Consider the following 20,989-nt stretch of genomic DNA (forward strand, 5'->3'; position numbering starts at 1 on the left):
CCGGTATAAATCGGCAGGTGATGCAGACTGATATCCATTGGGTCCAGAAATAGGGTAGCCTGTAGAAGTAAATTTAGAAGCTGAACCATTTGGCAAACAATTACTACAACTTCCCCAGCCAAAATTTCCAAACCAAACGCTTTGGTCTGGCGCTACATCATTACCAAAGCCTGTTCCCAAAAGACCACCACCAAATAAAGGTGATTTAGGACTCAAATTGGAGCCATCCGCAGGTTGGCCATTGGGCTTTAAAACAACGGCACAATTGATTGCATTGGGAGTGCTTTGGATCACGTTATTGGTTAGCCAGATAAATCCTCGATTATCAATTGCTATACCTCCTGGACCACCAAAGGGACACTTTTGCTCATCTCCGGTAGCATTAAATTTTACTGCAATGGTCCAAGCATCCGGAATTGCATTAAGGTAAGGAGTGAATGGTTGAGATATTGCAGCAAGATTAAAGATGGCCACTACTGAATTACTCGGGTTTCTTCCAATATTTAATAATGCATCAAGAGTATTAGAAGGTACATTTCCATTGACTGTAGCTGCATTGAAAACATTAGTACAATTGATGCCCCCATTACGTACACATGGAGTAATTAAATTCGCCAATGTGCTTAAAGAACGGCGAGCATTCGTTTGATCAGCGTTCGGAGAGTTGTTTATAACATCTGAAAGAGCCCCTGTTTTAGCACTAACAAGATTAGCGCTCATCATACTGGCTATGTCTGTCCCCTTGAGGGACCCATATATTCTATGATCATGAAAAAACTGCATCATGGAATAGGAAGCAGCAACGGTAGTTAATTCATTAATGATAATAGAGGGAATGACAGCGGTACCTATTACATTGGCCAAGATGACTGCACTATTTTTTTGAGCTAATGCATAAATGACATGATGATTATTCATTTTTAACACGTCAGGGGAGATGTAAATAAAAAATTCGCCTTGAGAGTTGGTTATTGCACTCCCAATTTCACTGCTAGTATCGGTATTCGCTGCATAGATCTTAACTACTGCATTAGCAAGGGGGAGGACGGATGTTGTGCCTCCTGACTGTACAATTCCTTTGATAGTAGGTTCATGGGCAACAACATTTAAAGGATAGTAAGTTCCAGCACAAGCAGGAATATTGGGGTGGCAGATAAACAAATGATTTTGAGGATTGGGATCGCTTGCGTCGACTGCGCCTCTAATGGCTAATTTTAGAGTACAGCTTCCCCCAGAGGCAAGCGCAAACTGATACCCACAAATATCAGTTAGTTTGGGGTCATCGACTATTTGCGATACATTGAGTGGTAGATACTTTACAAAAATATTTGTAAGAGGCCGTTTGGTATTATTTATCACTGTATAATAAGCAAATACAGTATTGCCTATTACCACTTCTTTAGGAAGGGCAGTCCCTGCTTTGGGAATAACAGTGAAAGCCACTGCATGGCTGTTGAAGTTGACGACATACAAAGTAAACAAAATTACTATCTGAACTAAGCGTGTTAAAATCATGATAATCTTCCAACAGGGTTAACTGATATAGCTAATTTGGAACAGTACTGAAAAAATATTGAGATGTTGTTGGGATAGGGTCCTGGGAAAAAGTTGAATATCAAGTGTTCCTGTTCCAAGCGATACTTCCTCTGAGTGATGGTACTGAATTCCAGCTCCAGCTCTCCAATGTGCGCCAACATCACGCTCGAGACCTAGTCCCACCATGCCTGCTAAAGACGTTGATGTATTGTTCGTGTACTGGGGAGTAAAGGTTATAAATGGGTTTTGAAAGGTGCGGTAATCTTTAGCTTTATTTTTAGCTCCTCCCAAACCAAAAGAAATATAGGGGTGCCAACGGTTCACAAATGTAGATAAAATTCTTGCTTCGAGCAATAATTGTTGACTCTGAACTTTATATTGATATGAGAATACATCAGAAGAATCTGGATCGACCCCCTGCATTAGCAAACCTCTACCTATAAAACTGGCGTTTTGATAAAATGCCAAGCCTGCTTGAAAAATCCATAAAGAGGTTAATTTATTTTCAATACCTGCAAAGAGACCAACTAATGCCTTTACAGAACGCTCATCATCTTTATGATACACGTAAGTTGTGAAATCACCATCAATATTAAAAATATGAGATTGGCCTATCTGTGCTGTTGAAGCACCTAGCTCAGCACGAATTACTGGATAGAATGGTGAATTCATTTTTGCCGAACTCATGATTTCAGGAGTTCCTGCAATGCCGGGAAGAATAGTAGTATAATTTAGTGCAATAAAGCTGAGAATCTGGAATTTTTTAATAAATCCAAGCACGATAATTTTTATATCCCTATAAAAAATCTTCCCATGATACGCTTATTTGGCATTAATAACAAGGACTTACTAACTAAAGCTAGTATTTCTATTAAATTGCATCATTTAATCAATGATGAGTCAGTTAGATAATTATGCTTTCAAAATTAATAGTCTAGGTGAGTGCGGGGTGCCAAGTTTACAGCTATAATAAAAAAAATACCTAACCATCGGATTGAAAATGAAAACTCTTTCTTTTAGTCGTCTATACCCTTTGCTAGCAGGACTGATTTTTGCAATGGTTACCAGCAGTATTGCTACTGCAACCACTCCCAGCCTAATTAAAAATGCAGACGGTTCTTCAGTTGAGATCAAATCTGATGGAACTAAAATAATCACTAATGCTGATGGTTCTTCAGTGAAAATAAGCCCAGATGGAGCCAAGTTGATTACCAATGCGGATGGTTCATCTGTTTTAACCAAGCCAGATGGGACTGAGATTGTTACCAATGTTGATAAATCCAGTGTTGAAACACACCCAGATGGTTCAACGCTGGTGACTAACGCCGATGGCTCGTCAGTATTAACCAAACCAGATGGTACACAAATAATAACCAACGCAGATGGTTCTGTCGTGCAAAAAGGTCCCTGAGATACCAGAAAGTAAATAATAGGCCTAGCATACTCCGGAAGCTTAGTAACTTCAGGACCAGTAGGCCTAAAATGGACTCAATATATGCCAAATAAATCAACAAAAATAAGAAAATACAACTTGGTTACCTTATTCATTGTTGCAATATTAGTGGCATTTTACGAACTACAAATACCGCGCTCTTCGCATCTTATTAAAGACAATATTCCTTCATTCATAGTTATGGGTATAGTTTTTGGACTGATCGTGAATTTTTCGCTGCCGCTCTTATTGGCTTGGTTAATCAATTTTATAGCGAATTTGTTTCGTAAAATTAAAAAACCTTTTTCCTACGTTATTGTTTGGCTAGTTTTTTTAATTATCATGTCAGCAACTCTATATTACTTCCTAACAATATTATGTTGCAGTTAACATAAGAGTGAGGTGCTAAAATTCTCAGAGACTTTGCCTTGGTAAGGCCATGTCGCAAAATTAAGGCTGATTTTTAGAGGTTCTAGGATCTCACCTCTCTTGAAATAGTTCCAGAAACACGAGTTGTTACTAATTACAGGTATTGACCCACCTAATAATTCCTGTAACTGGATCAGTGATCCTTGATACAGGACATGCTGTGAACATAGGTGCCATGCCAGGTGCTGGGGAAGAACACACTACAGGACAAGGATGCTCCAGATCATTCTGATTCGCACATAAGCTAGGGTCTGCAGGGTCACAATTGCATTTGCAGGCTGCTTGTAGTTGAAAAGAAAAGAAGTAAATAATTAATATTATAACGGTTTTCATCTGAAAATCCTTTAAAAATGAGTAATGTCCATTAGCATTATGTATATAATTTTAGCATATCCATAAAAATAGCAAATGGAGGCTTTGACTTCATAATAATTTTGATTTGAATTTATTGATCCACAGTCTATAGTTAAATCAAATAGATTGACCTTTTTAGTCAAATTTAATTAGGGAGGATAACTTAAGATGGATACTTCACATAAAAGCCAAACACGCATTAAAAGTGCTAATAATGATAAATCTGATGTAGGAAAAGCGGCTGCAGATCTCCTAAATGATGGAAAAAAACTTGGCAATGCATTATACGAACAGGGAGTAGATCGCGTGCATGAAGTGGAGGATAATCTCAAGGATTATTCTGATAAAATCTTGAAGAAAGTACAACAAAATCCACTGACCTCTGTGTTGATTGCTGGAGGAATAGGATTTCTATTATCTTCATTGCTTAAAAAATGAATATAATTGAAGAATTAGAAGGACTTATTTCCAGTAAATTAGGTGTAATAAAAACAATTATCATTATTTTTCGGCTGGAAGCAAAATTATTTGGGCTTAGCATTTATCCATTATTGCTGAATTTGGTGATGATTTTAGTAGTATTAATGACCATATGGTTATCAGCCATGCTTTTTCTTGGCTATTCTATGATGTTAGTTTGTGATAATCCCTTATATGTCTTAGGTTTCGTATTAGTATTTAATCTAATGCTTATGTTTGGCCTATTTAAATATATGCAATTTAATTTGAAAAATATGAGCTTTGAGAAAACAAGGGATTATTTCTCGAACAAAGAGAGTGAAAGTCATGGACATATCGAGAAAACAGTTAATTGCCAAGATCGCAATGAAGGAAAAAATATTACGACATTATAGACTTGAAGTAATTAAGCATAAAAGACGTCTTATCAATGGAATTGCTGAGCATAAATTGCTTCTCTTATTTATTTCTCTTCCATTATTGGTTTGGGGATGGAAAAAAGGGCGAGGGAAGGGAATTGGCAAAATTATCAAACAATTAATAAAAATTGGGTGTTTGGCTACTGTTTCCTATATTAAAAGACAACTTACCATTGCAAAAATATTAGTTCATATATTAAGTAATTGAAAAGTCCATCCGTAATCTATTCGGAATGCATCGCTTGTCTGCGGGCCAGTATTTTAGCCTATGTTCTCTGGAGTTCGCTGACAAGCAGATTTAGTCCAAATAGGATTAATTTCTTCCCGCCATTACACCGCCATCGACATTCATAATCTCTCCAGTAATCCAATTCGATTTTTCTGATAAAAGGAATTCAACGGCATCAGCGATATCAGCTGTTTTCCCTATCCTGCCAATAGGATGAAACTGATTAAAATTTTGTAACGATTCTTCAATTTTATCTTCCTCAATAAATGACTTATAGATAGGAGTGGCTACTACTGCTGGTGCAACAGCGTTCACTCTTATGTTATGTTCTGCAAGTTCCATAGCTAAATGTTGAGTGAATGAATGCAGGCCTGCCTTTTGCATTGAATAGGCTGAAGAAGGTGTTGCTTTAATAGCTTGTTTTGCCCACATAGAACCGATATTAACAATAGTTCCACCACCATTTTTCATCATATTTTTTGCTATGGCCTGTGTTATAAAAAAGAATGCTTTGTTGAGATTTAACTGAACATCATAATCCTCTTTGGTATGTTCTAAAAAACTTACAGGTTTGAAATAACCGGCAGCATTTACTAGATACTTCACGCTTCGAATTTCTTCATTCATTTTCCTTATAAAGTGAGAAACTTGCTCCTGGCTATAAAGATCGAGAACTAAAATTTCTACTTTCGATCCATTGTTCTCAATTTCAGCTGCGGCATTTTCAAGTTTTTGCTTATTTCTTCCTGTGATTAATATATCTAGACTATTATTTGAAAGTCTTTTTGCTGTTTCAAGGCCCATGCCGCTTGAGCCGCCAATAATAATAGCTAAATCTTGATTAAACATTTACTCTCCTAGTTAATATAAAATTCTGTTTAATCAAGTATGAAAGATTTATAATATCAAAAAAAGTAAGCACTTTTAGGTTCACTAAGTACTTTCTGGTATAAATTATTGAAATGTCTGACAAAAAATTGATACAAAGAAAAGAGCCTCTAAGGGCAGGATCAATAGTAGAAACTATTTACGGCTGTAAATGGTCTCTTACTGTCTATTCCCTTTTGCGGGATGGAATCAATCGTCCTGGTGAAATGGTACGAAGTGTTGAAGGACTTTCAGCAAAAGTTTTAAACCAATGCCTAAAGAAAAATGTGGAATTTGGTATTCTTGGGAGAAATACATTTAATGAGTTACCTCCCAGAGTGGAATATTTTGTCACTCCTTTTGGAGAAAAATTTTTAAAAATTCTAGATCAAATAGAAGAGTTGAATGATCAACTCGAACGGGAACAGCTTTAGTTTATTTATACCGCATTAAGCTATGTAGTACCCTGATTATTTCAATCTGCTCCGCTAAATAGTCGTTGTTATCGAAAAGTTACCGTCTTTCTCTATTAGAGTTCTGGCATACCCTTACTAAAGAGATTTGGACAACATCAAATTCCTTTCAATGATTAATGTAAACTCCTAATTATTGTGATTTCGAACTGATGTTTACAAAATATTTAAATAAGGTTAAATATTATCCATATTGAATATGAATTAGAAACATTGTATGATCAATTGGTGCTATATTTGCACATAAAAATTTCGCCATTGGATTTTATGATGATTAAACGTGAACAAGAACTGCTCGAACAAATAGCAAGAGCACTTACAATTGATGAGAACATATCCAAAGAGGCTCGTCTTGATTTAGTATTTTCCGCGCTTTTTGAGATAGATAAAATTCAAAAGGGGCAAACCGAACAACTTTCTAAAGATCGGCTTGAAGGAGTAAATAGTGAGACAGCCACAGAAGTCTTGCTTAAGCACATTGCAGCTACGGAAAAAACAGATCATTCTGATATACAAGCAGTTAGGAGCATACTAAAGGAAATGATAAAAGAACCTCAACTATTTGGTTTAAGTCCCAAAACGCATTCTTTTTTTCTTCCCTTTGCAGTAATCTCTATCGTTTCTAAAGGAGAGGGGGCAGCTTCTGAAACCGATACTGTGCTCTTGCAAAAAAGAGAATGGATAACCAGCAAGGTTTTTTCTACTCAAGATTTAGGTGCAAAGGCAGAAAATGCACAGGTTTTTGTTGATGCGCTTAGACAAGGCAATTACACTATTGCCTCAAAGCTTGCTCGCTGGGTCAGCGAAAAATACTCTAATGAAAAATTAAATCCCCGCAATAAGGATCTTGGCGCAGATAATCTTTTCCCTCTCATTGCTTATGAATTGGCGCATACTGATATTGGCGCTCCAGATATGGCTGCTCTAATGCACATGTATGACCATACTGCAGGGGATACTCAATATGCTACCTCCCTGATGTTTTCAGGTGTACAGAATATGTTTAATCGGCTCTCTGCACTTCAAAAAGAGTATCCTAACGAGGATTCATTACAAATTTTAGCAAGAATGCGAATCGAACATAGAGATTTCTTATCAACAAACGATCCTATTAAAAGTTTGGAGGGGGGATTGCAATTTAAAGAAGAAGATAGAGTCAATCTCACAGGGCATTATAAGCAGAATAAAATTACAGCTTTCGCAGAAAAAAACAGAGACGCTATTACTGCTAATTTAATAGTATTGAATACAAAAGAAGCCAGCCTTGAAGATATTAATACTTTATTGGCTGTTAAGGTTCAAATCATTAAATACATTAATTGCTTAGAAACTAACCCCCCTGAGAAGCCAAAACGGACTTACATTAATCGCTTAGAAGCAGCCAATCAGATGCTTGACATACTCCAAAAAGGAGGAACAATACAAGATGACATCATTCCAGCAATAAAGGCTCAAGCAAATATTATTGCAAATAATAAGCCAGGTTTTAAGGAGTTGGGCTTTTTAGGTTGGATACAAAGTTTTTTTGATAAATATAAACCTCAAATCAGTAAAGAGACTTCTGAGACCTTGGAAGCTATTGATTCAATTGTAGATTCTAAAAAGGGTGAATTACCGGTAGAAGAACTAATTAGCCATCCTCTTTTTAGTGATAATCAGGAGGATGAAGGTACACATTATGTACCTTAAGTTTTTCTGGCGCTTGGCCTGATTGATGCGAGCCTTCATTATATTGCCAATTAACGTTACCCAACATAACAAGGCCTCGCTCAAGAGAAGATGAGTCTACATCATTACCTGCTGAGTCTTACCCTCGTTTTGGCAGCGCCAAAAATAACGAGCCTGTATGATTCAGGTTATTTGCTTCCACACCAGCTTGGTCACCTTCACCCTTATAGACGTCAACATGAGCCCCGATGATGGCGCCGCCAGCATCTTGGGCCACACACCATGAAGTAGATTTTTTACAATGATAGATAAAGTTCATTCCAATAGGAATTACCCTGTGATCTGTTGCGCACGAAGCATGTGGGGTTAGAGGAATATTTTCTGAGCCGTAAGGGCCACCGTCTTCTTTAGCAAAAAATACAAAACTTTGATCGCGATTTCGCAAATCGTCAGCTTTATTACGGTTAAGAGGGCTGTCTAGATATTGGCGAATTAGCTTTTCTGATGCAGCGCTTTGTTTAATTTTTTTAGACACATTACAGCGTAATTTTGCTTCATCATGGCATTTAGGATCTTTAGCACAACGTTCCATTGCATCCAGGTTGCCACCACAGGTTGGGTCTTGCGCGCATTGGACAATGCGGCCAAGCATGGTGCGTGGCCTGCCGTTGGCACCATCATAGTTGATATGAAATAATTTGCCATCAAGAATTAATGAACCAGAGCCTTGAAGCATTAAAAAAGCCGGATCATTTGGGTCTTTAACATAGCCAATTATATATTTTGGATCTAAAGCCCCATTAGCAATTTCTTCTCGGTCTGGCACTACAGAGTATGTGCCATTGGCATTTTTTAGGCAAAATCCACGCATTATTTTGCTAAGTGGGTCAACTCCGCAAAGAGGAGCTTTCAAATTAAATTTTTTGCACTCAGAAACTACATTTACAACACCTGGGTTACTATAGATAGGATATAAAAATCCCCCGCCACGTTTGGTGCGAGCTTCAACAGCGGTTGGCGCGTAGTAGGCAGTAAATTGGAACTCACCTTTTTTAAATCCTGCATGATTTTCAGGCCAGCCATCACTCTTATACCAGTCAAATTCGGCTTTGGTGCTTGATAAAAATTTTTGAAAATCACCATGGGCAGCTTTTGCAAGAGTGAGCATTTTTTTGTTGGCATTTAGGCACCATTCTTGGCGCTTGAATTTTTGACCAGCAATGGTTACTGTTTGAAATTCAGCATGATTTTGACTGCAGTTTTTAATCTGATTATTTAGCGCGTTGATGACTTCGTCCATATTGCCCACAGGATTACCTAAGGGCAGCTCCGATGCTGAAATTTTATGAAATTTAAAGCGCAACACACCAGGCTCTTTGGCGGCCATTTTCTGTCTTGTGGTAATATCCACGAGCCTTCTAATATCTAAACAGCGCTGGATTGGATCAGCAGGGAGGGCTGCTTGAGTGATGATGCTAAAGGCCATTAGTGCAATTATTAAAGCTGATTGAAACATTGGTATCTTTCCTTATATATTAGAAAAAGCAGTTAAAACCTACTGCATAAGCTAAGGACACTGAATCTACTGGCCTTATCTTGCTCGCTTTGGTTTCTCAACTGCTTTTTCTAGGATTATTCAACAGCTGGAGAGTTTACAAAAACTACAGAGAGATTATTTAAAATCTCCCTATTTAAGTTCCAATCTTTTAAAGATGGTGGATCTTATTCTATACATTTTACTGCAAAAATGCTGCTACCTTAATAATTTTCTCTTCGTACGGGACGAAAAAGCACTGAAATAATACGTGCCCGTGCCTGGTTTTTAATGACCGGGACTTACCATTTTAATAAGCATAGAGACAATGCGAAATAACAAATCTCTCGCATCCATTTTTATCCATATTTTGAGGTCGGCGATTTTTGGGTTGAATTACAGAAACGGGGCAAATGCGATTCGTATGCTTATTCAGATAGGTCTTCGGCAACAGGTAATTTGAGGCAATTGAGTTACGACAAAATGACCTTCATTTAATCTAAATTAAATCTAAAATTTAATCTAAATGATCTATAATTGTATAAGTAAACACAATATATTCCAAAAGATCTCATAGTTACGGTCGAGATTAAATTAATAAGAAAACAATTTCTGGAAAGAGATAGTAAGATAGTAAGGTATTGTATGACTAAATATGCTGGTGAAGTTGCTACTCTATTCTCCTATCTCGAAATTACACAGCTAGACGCATATATCAAAACACTTGGAATCAGTGATGTTAAAATTTTGTATGCAGAAGTTCTACCTCAGATAAAAGATCTAGAAAGACGCAAGCAAATAAAGCAAATTTTAACAGAATATGAAAAGCAAATTTTGGCTGAAGGAAAACAACAAGTTCTTGCAATTGAGCTTTCAAAAACGGATACAATGGCTGAACGTTTGCAAAAAGTTTATGAAAACCTGACCAAAAAAGCGCTTTTTGCTTTAAAAAATGACGAAATCAGAAAGTTAGTGCTTGCTCGTGCAACGGATGATGAATTGTTTATCTTGGAACAAAAGATCAAAAGCCTTAAAGATGAACAACTTATAGCAATTCAACAAGCTATAGATGAAGTCAACAATAAGCGAGTACTTAATCCTCAAAAACCCGCAGAGTGGCTAAAACAGCATGCCAATCTTCAATGGAATGTAGGTATCTGGGAAAAAATTGTTAAGAATACTAATAAAGCGAATTTGGAAATTAGTAGTCGACCAGTCATTAAACCACCAGAGTCAGCCCCAATAGTAAAAAAAGGCCTACTGTCTCAGATGGGGGATGGCATTAAAACTGTAGTGAGGGGCACAGTGACGAGTTTAGCCTCTCTGGTTAAATGGGCAATTGTGTCACCATTTAAAGGGTACGCTACAGCTGTAGGGGCAGTTTGGAAGGCTATCACACCCAAACGAGGTAAAGATCAGGGTTTGGGATCTTGGGTTGCGCTCAATGCGGCGACTTTAATTTTTAGTCTTCCTTTAGGGACTGTAGGTTCTATTATAACTATCCCAGCCGAATATTTGAAACCTATTACCAAACTAATTGGGGAAGGGTTTAAATATTTATATGGAAAATTTAAAACCCCTAATAAATCCTATGAATTAAAAATTACAGAACAGGAAGCTGATCGTTTAAAAGTTATTGCTCAAAGTGGAGCAGATGAAACTTCTGCAAAAACCGCCCTAACCGTTGTTGGGGAACAAACGGCAAGAACCCCTGAACAGATTAGATCGGCTATTATGACTCGTTTTGGGATGGTTCTTGCCTCTCAAGTGGTCTCTGGAACCCAGACGGAGCAACATGGTTCTATAGGTTCTGTAATTGGTTCTTTAGTTGCCTTAGGTGATACCAATGTTGAAAAGAACAGCCTATTTCGTGCGGTTCGATCAGCAAACCCTGGTGGAACATCACCTTTTAAAATAAAAGATGGTGATCATGCTTTTGGCATTGGTGGCGAACCTGAAATGGTCACATCGTTCGAAAGAAGCTTGATGAGTAAGCTCGTTGATTCCCCTCATGCTTTTGAAGCTTACGGCTTGCAATTCACAAAAGAAGAAAGGAATCAGATTGCTGCCTACCATAACAATCAAAAACGTTCTGAAAACTTAATTAATATCATGCAGCATGTTTGCGGGGAATGGGGTGGGTATGAAAAAATACCTGGCAAAGACGATTATCGAAAATTAGGCCCCGAAGAATTTGAAAAAGGTCAAAAGAAATATCAGGCAAAATTAAACTTAGCTGGCAAGGCTTTACAGAAAGGATGCCTGGACCTGAAAGATGGTGAAGCCTTGTATTTTGAAACAGGGCTAGAAGGTCATGCTATGCAACTCGTCATAAAACGAGAAGGCAACCAATTTAAATTATCGACTTATGATTCTTCTGGTGCGCTAGAAAATACGACCAATAAGGGTTCACTAGTCGGGTTACTTAAGCTTTCCCGAATGGGTAGCCGTGGAATGCGGAAAAATGCTTTATCGTTTAAAGTATCTGAAGAGCGTCTCAATTCTGCTGAGGGTTTAGCCTATTTAACGCATTTAATTCATTCAAAAAGCTATGCCGGCTGGGCAGAAACTCATATTGAAGGGAATGTAAGACACACTTCAATGGAAGAGCGGGACCAAATGGGTGACAGTATTATGGGGAGGATCAGGAGAGCTTTTGCTTTAAATGATCAAGCCTATGTTTATCAACGGTATATTGAACGATTTAGCAGCTTAGCCCCAGAGGATGCCCCTCCTCAGTTCGAAGAATTATTGCAACGTCCACAAAACACAGGAAACTGTTACGCTAAAAAGGCACAGTCTAATGAATTGTATGAATTAGGAAAATCAACTTATAAGAAAGTGAGATTGGCGATGCTCCTTGAGCAACGAGCAGCACTGCTTTCCGAAATTTGTGGTGATAAAAAAGGGGAACAGGCATTTGTGGATGCCGAATATATCCCCATGCTTAAAGGGCTGGATCCGGAATATCTTTCACCTCTTGAATTGCATGAAGCTTCTATGCGTTTAACTGAAATCAATGAACCTCCTTCAAATCAATATTATCAAAATTATTTCAATTCTTTGTTAGATCTTAAAGAACAGTTGGAAAAAGCGCCTGAAAACGATGATAATGATCTCGCAATAAGGCGTATCGAACAAAAAATTGCAAATCACGCCAAAGCACTTTATTTCTATTTAAAAAGTGCGGGTAGAGATGGCGAGATTAAAGAATATTTTGTTCCTGAGGTTTACAAGGATGATTCTTTTTCTTGGGATGGCTATGTGCTTCCTTTCAAAGAGGATGATGAAGGAAATATACTTCCAAAGGCATTAAATAGATTATCGGAACATGCAACTGCATTAGCTTGGAAAGCAAGCTTGCAGGTACTAAATCATCAAATTCAAAAATTAAGTGTAAATGAGCGGCATATACATTCGCCTGACCAACGGTTAGAACATGCCAGCCATTGGAGAGCTTCAGGAAAGGTAACATTAAAGGATTTAGAGAATGCGAATATTGTTTCCTTTGTTACAGGTTTTGCCAGAAACGAAGATACTAAGATTGAAATAAATATAGGAAGAACACGCAAAGAAATTGATAAGGCAACTTTTTTTCGTTTAGTGGTAGCTAATAAAGAGGCTTTAACCAATCCAAGAGTGATGGGGCTACTTGATGCTTTGCGTAACTCAAAACCAGAAATTGAGAAAAAATACATTCAAGAAGTATACCCAGTGCAACGTCAAGCGTTTATAGAGAAATTAACGACCAATATAGAACAGGTAGCCTTGAATATAAATGCTACTATTCGTCGGTTAGAACAAGATCAAGAAAAAGTAAAGACCTTGATGGTGCCGTGTCAAAAAAATATTGATCACCTCAACGAAGAAATTTCCAAGGAACAAGCACTGCTCGGTGAAGGAAATAAATCAGTAAAGTTACAAAATTTAGAAGCTAGAGCCCAACTTTTAACTCAAGAAGTGGAAGAACTAAATGCTTTGAAGATTTCTGTGTCTAATAAGCTACTTACCCTTCGTGGAAATAATGTGGAAAAAGCCAAAGCCGAGCTAATCTTGGCAAAATTGAAAAATAATGATCCTGAATTAAACACGATGAATGCGGTTTCCCGTGCTTTTAAAGAGGCAATGAATGAGCTTGAAGAGGTTCGTAAGCAGCTTATATCACGTGTTAGAGAATTTGAAGTGGATGATGTTGAGCAACAATCCAATCACCGGCTGCAAGGATTAAGAGTTTTTCGGGAAAAAATTATTAGTAATTATCTCGGGACTAATCCAGGTTATCGAATTATTGATGAACTTGCGATGGGAAGAATGGGAACCGAAAAGCAAAGAAATCTAGATTTGTATTCTCAAACCCCTGACAAAAGAGAGGAATTCTATAAACAAGGAAAAAATACCTTCTTGAAAGGTTCTGTGTTTCAGGATATTCAAAGTTTAAACCAAAAATTTAAAGGACAGATTACTGGAGGGATCGAACGTAGAGTTCTTCTCAGCACCGATACTTATGCCCCCAATTCACTTGATACAATGAGTAGTGGGAACAGTATTTATGCCAGCATTGAAGAGCAAGCAAAAACGATCACCCGGCCCCCTATTTCATCTACTATAAAAACAGAGTGGATGAAAGAAATGTTTGCCATTTGGCTGAGGCATGAAGACAAAGAAAAATTATATAGTCTACAAAAAAAATCAAACTCAGAAATTGCAATCAAAGAGGCTTTTAGGTCCTTCCTTCACCAAAAAGCAAATATTAAATTTGCAGCGTTGAAAGAAACTGGATTCCCAATTGATCTCTCAACCCAGGATTTGGGTTGGAAGACGATTACCGAAGATGAAATGGTTAAGTATCGCAAGATTCAGCATAAGGCTTCGAGTACGATTGCCGAACGATTTAAATCAGTGTTTAGCGAACCAAAACAAACAATTGAGCGAGAGTCTGCTCCTTCTGTTCAATTGACCTCAAGTGATTTGATAGCAATACATGATCCATCTGTGGGGGCACAAGAATTTAATGCACCAGTTGATATAGAGTTTGTTCCTTTGTATATGGATACTGTCATTGATGGCAGTACCTTAGATTTCTTGCGAGAAAATCCAACCCCTCTTTTGCCAACTGAATTAACGTTGGAGAAGTGTAATGAATATTATCAATCAGTAAATAATTACTTGGAAAAATTAAAAGGACATCAAGGCTTAGAAAATAAAGATCAACGTATTATGGAGTTTTGCCATTCTGTTGCTGCTAACATTTTAATTCTTCCATTCTCACCCGATGCGAAATTAGTAACTGACTTCTCTACATCTATGTTAGCGCGCTATAGGGATGAAAAAGGAAGCTTTGATAAATTATTCATGAAATTAGAAAATACTCAGCGTGCTCAGATTTTAACGAATTTAATCCAATTGAATTTAGCTCAAATACCTAACACTGTGGGAAGCAAAATCAAAGTTGATTCAAAATTCTATTCCACTATCAAACATTGGGAAAGATTAATTATTCCAAAAGACAAGGCTATGTCTGAAAGGATTGCGGCACTAGAACCCGGTGGTTCCATACTGGCTGATAATTCCCTCATTGAATCCGTAGATTCTTCAATTCAATACTCTCCTATTGGCCTTGAAGGAATACTTGAAGGCCAAACAGGACAACAAATTGCTCTAACAGATTATGGAAAACAAAAGCAAGATAACCAGGACGAGGAATTTACTGGTTTACGTAAATTAGCTGACCGACTTGGAATGCGTAATGGTGATAAAATTTTAGCTCATCAATTCATGCAGTTCTACGATGAAAAAATGCTGCTTTCCTCTGATGGACTCAATAGTACCGCTGGACGCGAGTTATTTATAAGAGCTTTTATTGATGCTTTTGTCAATGCAACAGATACTGAAAAAAAAGAACTGTTACAACATATTGAATTAATTCAATTTGATCCCGAACAAGTTAAAACATGTAAGCTGATGGTTTCCCACGAAATTTTCCTTGAAGAGGTATTGTATCACGCGTCTATACTTGACCCCAAAGCATTTAAAGGAGCAGAAAAGAGTCAACAGAGAGAGGTTGCACTAGGCCAATCCATTGCATTTATCAAAGATTGTACTGATCCGACACAAAAAGATGGACTCAAGCGACTTTTTGGTTTTGCGAAAGAAATTAACTTTATTACGTTACAAATAGAAAGTGCCCGTGCTAATGGTGCGCCACAAACCGAAATTGATAAATTGTATGCGAAGCTAATCTGCTCAAATTTAGCTTATCAATTGATGTATGACCAAACTCCTGAAGATACTTTATTAGGCATTGGTAAGAACTTTGAAATCACTCGGGAAATGGCTTTAGCTCAGACCAATATTAATAAAGAACAAAACCACATTATTCAATTTTCTAAGGATTTAAGAGATCCCGAAAAAGCGGGCGCATTTGAAAAGGAATTTAAAGGATATGCTGAAGCAAGAAAATTCAATAATATGATGGTTAGTTTGCATGGAAAACCATCTTCTTTCTCTGTTCCTGGCTTTATTTCATTAGGTGGTATCAATAGCCTTGATACTTTACACGGAGCAATTTATATTGGTGCTAATAAAATGGGCTACATGCCAGCCCATATCCAATCAAATATTGCTTTGGAAATATTATCCATTCACCGTCTTCCATTTAAGCCTAAAGATGGCGGATACCTTTATACTGAAGATAAAAAAATAAAAGCTTCAATCACTCCACAGAAAGATGGCAGTCTAATTATTCAAAGAGAACTAAAAACCATAGATGGTAAAGACATCACTTTACAGTATATTCCATCTGAAAAAATGGAACAGGCGCTGCCAATATCACTCCGAAGAAGAGTGAATGCTGACCACTTCTTTATCGATAAAGAGGGTGCTATCCATGCTTTTAGTGCTGATTTTACACCGGTGTTAAAAGTAAGCAAAGACAATGGTATTTGGAGTGGGAAGCTATTAGACAAAAATAAAACGATTACTTCAATAGTTCTGAATAATGAGTTAGATCTCATTAAGGATCTTTCAAAAATCTTCCCCCCTGAAGAAATGATTGCAGTTGATGAGGATACAGTATATGTACCATCAATCTCTAAATTTATAATCAAAGATGAAACTTCACCAAATTATTTTATTGCAGACAGTAAAACGGATCGCTCTTCCCGTAAGTATTTCGAAGTGACTAGGAAGGAAGCGCAATTTTGCAAAAAGTATTAATCCCTGCAGAAGCTGCAGAAGTTGAGAAACTGGAGAAAAAAATTGTTGCACTGAAATTGGATTTGGCTGCCATTACTAAGTCCGATCTGGTAAGCAAACAGTCTAAAGCAAAAATTGAAAACTCTATCAAAACTTGTGAATCTAGAATTAGAGAAATAAAGGACGTAGAGGTCTTTTTATTCGTAGGTGATTCCCCGAAAATCAAAGAATTAGAAGGAAAGTATGCTCGATTAAGAACAGAGATGTTAGAGGCATACGCTGCATTTAAAGATGGTGGTAAAGATAGAGAACAATTAGCTTCAAAATATGACCAAACCAAAGCTGCATTTTTTAACGTTCAGAATGAACTAAGAGGAGCTTATGCAACGACCGATTATTTACGTGTATACCAAAACAAAGAAGGTATTTTAAAAGCCAAGGATTTTCAAAGCATTTTACACATTGGATCGATCAACGGAAAGGCGCGTATTTTCACCCAAATGTTGGGTGCAAATATTCCCACCTCACCTTTAAAAAAAGTTGAATTAGAAGGGTTACGCAATCTTCAGGCTCAATATGCCAATTCTACTACCAAGGAAGATCGCCTGGCACGCGTAATGTTGCTTGGTATTGAGATAACACATCATTTATTAGAAAGAACCGCGGCTGCCACAGGAAAATCTCCTGGATGGGACAGGAAAGCTTACACAGATGCAATTCATGCTTTCAAAGAAGCTGTGAGTGATGTGCAGAAAGCCCAAGAGCCTATACCCATTCAGCAATTTTCAGGGTTATGGCGAGCAGTAGAATCAGAATTTGTAAAAGACGATGAAATAACCAAGCTCTTTTCAAAACCAATAAAACAATCGCCGGAAACTACAAAACAACCTCTCAACATTAATACCAAAACTAATGATATGCCAATAGACAGTCTTGGCGGACATACCCAGGTTAAATTCCGGGTCTATGAGAATCCTCTTTCTCTTATTGATAAAGAGCAAAAGGAGCTTGCTAATCGCTTAAGAAGATTGGAAGGTTTTGAAGAGTCCATACAAGTACAAGAAGATGGTTACTACTATGAAAACTATGGGTTGTTTAATAGCAAAACATTAGAAAATTTATTTAGTATCACCTCCAAGCATTTTGGCATTGAGGGTTTAACCAAAGTCAATATTGCAGATCTCCTCAAATTAATGAAAGAAAAGCAATGGATAAAAGATGTTGTGGAGATGGAGGGAAAATTTCAAATTACTAAACATCCCAGTGAATTCTTTTCCTATCCTGATGTTGGGACCTTTCTTGCTGAGAAAGGTTTCGATAGGCGAGCAATAAAAACCATTTCTGATCGCTTAGAGACATTTTTATATCAAACCGCAGTCAATGGGGGCACATATACTTTTGCAGCTGGTTATGAGGAGGAGTTACGTCTAAAGGTAACTGAAGCTCAGAAGCGTTACAACCTTGAATTCCTTGAAGCTAAAAACAAAATTGACTCACTTTTGGCTCAATCTCCTGACGAAATCACAATGGCAGATTTGAATGCCGCCTATTTGCTAAATGATTATCGAGATATCCTTAGCCATTTTCCTCTAGAAGAACATGCTAAGGTGCAAATTGCTTTAAATAATGCCATGACGCGAATGCTGTACTACAAGACAGAATTAGATCATTTAAATGATGTGCAAAGTACCTTTGAAATGGGACAAGAGGGTAAAGCCATTTCAATGCTACACATTAAAAGAAATTATCCCCTAGATAAACTTCTTATCTCAGAATCAAGATTGGATAAAAAATCTACTCCAGAAGACGTGTTGAAAGAAGAACAAGATCAAAAAATGCAACGAGCATTTTTATTATTTGAATCGGAATTCGGTCACCGTTGCAATACTCGTCAAGTGAATGTTTTCCGCGGATTATTATTAGACGAAGAAACAAATCCTGACAAAATTGATTCCGCCCAAGCAAGAATGGGTTTTGGTAAGACAACACTATTGCCTTTGGTGGCACTCTATAAAACAGGAGGCGATAAACTAGTTCGCTTTATCGTTCCAAAATCTGCTCTGGAAACCAATACTGCTGACATGTCGACTACCCTAATTAATGTGGTAGGTAAACGCGCAGTAAAAGATGACTTCCAACGTTATAGTATCGTCTCAGATCCAAAGGCAGACATGTTATTAGAGAGTCCGCGTCTTCGCTCCCTCCAAAGCGCAAAAGAAGATTTACAGAAACGATTAGCATTATATAAGAAAATCATTGCCAATAGAGAAGTTTTGGTCCAAGCACCTAATGTGCGCAATTCAATGGAGTGTCAAGCTAAAATCTTTTTAGACATGCTTCTTAGGACTCCAGAAAAACCAACAGCGACAGAAGCTTTGCAAAACAAAGAATTAATGGAGTGTATTTCTGTATTGAATGAAATCCGTTCAATAACAACAATATCTGTCTTTGACGAATTAGATGCCACCCAAGATAGTGCAACAACGGATGTCAATTATACCTCAGGTAATAAGCTGCCTCTGGATCCAAAAGAAATTTATCCATTAGAAGTCATCACGCAGACTATTCTAGCTGCTGAAGATAAATCGCTGACTAACTTAGCTAACCTATTATTGGATAAATTTAATATTCGCGGGGAAGAAAGAGCCAGTATCTCCAAATACATTCTTTCCTTAGAAGAACGAGAACCCAGCTCTGTAACTTCATCAAATAGCACATCCGTGTACTTGATGCGTGCTATTTTAACGGATCCCAAGGGTATGCTCACGCTTTTCACCGAGAAAGAGGCGGGTAAAGACTTTGGTGTTTGGTTCCAAAATGATAGCGATGGTAAGAAAAAATATGATTTTGAGGCACTGAGAACAGGAACTGAATCACAAGTGAAAAATCCTTTACTGATTACTGTGCCTTATTCATCTGCCAATCAACCCAAACCACAGGGTTCGAGATTTGATAATCCAGAAGTAACTGCAATTACCACTTTCTTATATTACTTTGATCCGAATACTGAAATCTGTGCAGTACCTCATTTTGAGTTTTTAATAGAATCATTTAGAAGTGGTTCTGGTGAAAGACCATACTTAGATCCACAGAACAACATATTGAACCAGAATTTGCTGAAGCTTTGGATATTATAAAAAAAGTTGCTGAAATACCAGAAGCCGTTTCTCGAAATGAAAAAAGAGATGCTTACTTTGCAGAAATAGCAAGAATGCCTGCCTTTAGAAAGATGTTAGCACGTACCATTATTCGAGATCAGATTAAATTCGACGCAGGAAAAGCTAATAGTAATCGCTATGAACAAGGAACTACTCATGATGCAGTCATTGGTTTCTCTGGAACGGCTGGAGATACCTCTTCATACTTTAAAGAAAATATGCTTGATCCGGCAGCTGATGGAAATATGACCTTAGGGATTATGGCTCGATCAGAGAATCAAGGCACTTACATTATTAATTCGGCGAATTTATCAGAAGCAGATGAAAATTATACGACCGCCATGATTGCTCAACTTGCTGGAACTTTTGATGAGAATACTAGAGCTCTAATTGATGTTGGGGGCTTATGTAAAGTATCAAACTACGAGGTGGCTAAAGGAATTGCGCTGCAATTGCAAAAAAATAACAATCCAAAATTGAGCACTCTTGAAGGTGTCATCTTCTATGATGATGTCACCAATATGAAAAAAGTGCTGGTTTTGGATGCTCACGGCAAAGAAACAATAAAAGATTTAACGCCCGATTTAGTTATGAAGTCTGACCTTGAAGGCAAATTTTTTACATACTATGACCAAAGCCATTCTCGGGGTGCCGATATTAAACAAATGAATGGGGCCAAGGCCATTCTTACCGCAAGCCTAACACTGGATAATAATGATTATAAACAAGCCATTATGCGGATGAGAAAAATTGTGGACAAGACATTAGGTCAATCTTTCTCTATCGCTGTTCCTGAACAGGTACGCAAAAAAATCATCAGCGACTTGCAGCTCGATGGATGTACTCTCTATTTGATGTCTGAGTTACCTCCTGATGATGTTCTTGAGAAATACAAAGGCAGTTACATTGTTTACAGAAATAGCGAGAATGGAGATAAGAGTCTGCTTTATATTAAATCAGATGGAAGGGCTGAAAGAGTCAGGATTAATAATTCTCTGCAATTTGACAAAGATCTTGCCAGGATTACAAAACAAACTAGTGGTTCGGTGCACCTAAGTGATAGCCAAGTCAAAACATTGATAACATCAAATGGAGGTCACACCCCGCTTGAGAAAGAGCACACCCTGACAGGGAATGACATTGCTTTTTGGTTAAGACAAAAAGAACTACGAAGTAATTTAAATAATATCTCTTTATTCATGATGGAATTGGATTCGATTATTAAGAATGCCATTTT

General features: G+C 37.5%; 12 protein-coding genes and 2 pseudogenes. 9 read left to right on the plus strand and 5 right to left on the minus strand.

The window, feature by feature from the left end:
* Both OK13_RS10525 and OK13_RS10530 read right to left on the minus strand, forming a co-directional pair.
* Positions 1 to 1,515: pseudogene (locus OK13_RS10525) on the minus strand (hypothetical protein); the annotation flags it as partial.
* 18 nt (positions 1,516 to 1,533) lie between these two features.
* A complete protein-coding gene (locus tag OK13_RS10530) occupies positions 1,534 to 2,316 on the minus strand; it encodes an outer membrane protein (protein WP_035890715.1) in 783 nt (260 codons plus the stop codon).
* 220 nt (positions 2,317 to 2,536) lie between these two features.
* Between OK13_RS10530 and OK13_RS10535 the strand changes: the two genes are divergently transcribed.
* Positions 2,537 to 2,947 carry a T-complex 10 C-terminal domain-containing protein gene (locus OK13_RS10535; RefSeq protein ID WP_035890716.1) on the plus strand — a complete coding sequence of 137 codons (411 nt, stop codon included), beginning with the start codon at positions 2,537 to 2,539 and terminating at the stop codon, positions 2,945 to 2,947.
* 540 nt (positions 2,948 to 3,487) lie between these two features.
* Here OK13_RS10535 and OK13_RS10540 read toward each other — a convergent pair.
* Entirely contained in the window at positions 3,488 to 3,730 is a 243-nt protein-coding gene (locus OK13_RS10540; protein ID WP_035890717.1) for a hypothetical protein, read from the minus strand.
* A gap of 189 nt (positions 3,731 to 3,919) precedes the next feature.
* On the opposite strand from OK13_RS10540, the gene OK13_RS10545 reads away from it, so the two are divergent.
* The 3 genes from OK13_RS10545 to OK13_RS10555 are packed head-to-tail and all read left to right on the plus strand — an operon-like array spanning position 3,920 to position 4,837.
* Complete coding sequence (locus tag OK13_RS10545; protein WP_035890718.1) at positions 3,920 to 4,189, plus strand: hypothetical protein; 270 nt, start codon at positions 3,920 to 3,922, stop codon at positions 4,187 to 4,189.
* Positions 4,186 to 4,605 (plus strand): hypothetical protein, encoded by a 420-nt coding sequence (locus OK13_RS10550; RefSeq protein WP_035890719.1) that lies wholly within the window; start codon positions 4,186 to 4,188, stop codon positions 4,603 to 4,605. The genes OK13_RS10545 and OK13_RS10550 overlap by 4 nt, the downstream gene beginning before the upstream one ends.
* The gene (locus OK13_RS10555; RefSeq protein ID WP_035890720.1) at positions 4,577 to 4,837 is read left to right on the plus strand and encodes a hypothetical protein; all 261 of its coding nucleotides are present in this window, start codon (positions 4,577 to 4,579) and stop codon (positions 4,835 to 4,837) included. Before OK13_RS10550 ends, OK13_RS10555 begins: the two co-directional genes overlap by 29 nt.
* A gap of 105 nt (positions 4,838 to 4,942) precedes the next feature.
* Here the strand turns inward: OK13_RS10555 and OK13_RS10560 are convergent, their stop codons facing one another.
* Positions 4,943 to 5,707, minus strand: coding sequence for an SDR family NAD(P)-dependent oxidoreductase (locus OK13_RS10560; RefSeq protein WP_035890721.1), 765 nt, complete (start codon positions 5,705 to 5,707; stop codon positions 4,943 to 4,945).
* 113 nt (positions 5,708 to 5,820) lie between these two features.
* Here OK13_RS10560 and OK13_RS10565 point away from each other — a divergent pair, with 113 nt between their 5' ends.
* Positions 5,821 to 6,159 carry a winged helix-turn-helix transcriptional regulator gene (locus OK13_RS10565; protein WP_035890722.1) on the plus strand — a complete coding sequence of 113 codons (339 nt, stop codon included), beginning with the start codon at positions 5,821 to 5,823 and terminating at the stop codon, positions 6,157 to 6,159.
* A gap of 306 nt (positions 6,160 to 6,465) precedes the next feature.
* A complete protein-coding gene (locus OK13_RS10570) occupies positions 6,466 to 7,887 on the plus strand; it encodes a hypothetical protein (RefSeq protein ID WP_206538903.1) in 1,422 nt (473 codons plus the stop codon).
* 118 nt (positions 7,888 to 8,005) lie between these two features.
* Here the strand turns inward: OK13_RS10570 and OK13_RS10575 are convergent, their stop codons facing one another.
* On the minus strand, positions 8,006 to 9,382 hold the full coding sequence (locus tag OK13_RS10575; RefSeq protein ID WP_035890723.1) for an MltA domain-containing protein: 1,377 nt from the start codon (positions 9,380 to 9,382) through the stop codon (positions 8,006 to 8,008).
* Positions 9,383 to 10,045: 663 nt separating this feature from the next.
* Between OK13_RS10575 and OK13_RS13975 the strand changes: the two genes are divergently transcribed.
* The 3 genes and pseudogenes from OK13_RS13975 to OK13_RS13985 all read left to right on the plus strand — a co-directional run.
* Positions 10,046 to 16,615, plus strand: a complete 6,570-nt coding sequence (locus OK13_RS13975) for a coiled-coil domain-containing protein (RefSeq protein ID WP_052117661.1) — start codon at positions 10,046 to 10,048, stop codon at positions 16,613 to 16,615.
* Entirely contained in the window at positions 16,600 to 19,731 is a 3,132-nt protein-coding gene (locus OK13_RS13980) for a DUF3638 domain-containing protein (RefSeq protein ID WP_052117662.1), read from the plus strand. The genes OK13_RS13975 and OK13_RS13980 overlap by 16 nt, the downstream gene beginning before the upstream one ends.
* Positions 19,719 to 20,989: pseudogene (locus OK13_RS13985) on the plus strand (hypothetical protein); the annotation flags it as partial. The gene OK13_RS13980 and the pseudogene OK13_RS13985, both read left to right, overlap by 13 nt.

The organism is Legionella norrlandica (assembly GCF_000770585.1).
Taxonomy (GTDB): Bacteria; Pseudomonadota; Gammaproteobacteria; order Legionellales; family Legionellaceae; genus Legionella; species Legionella norrlandica.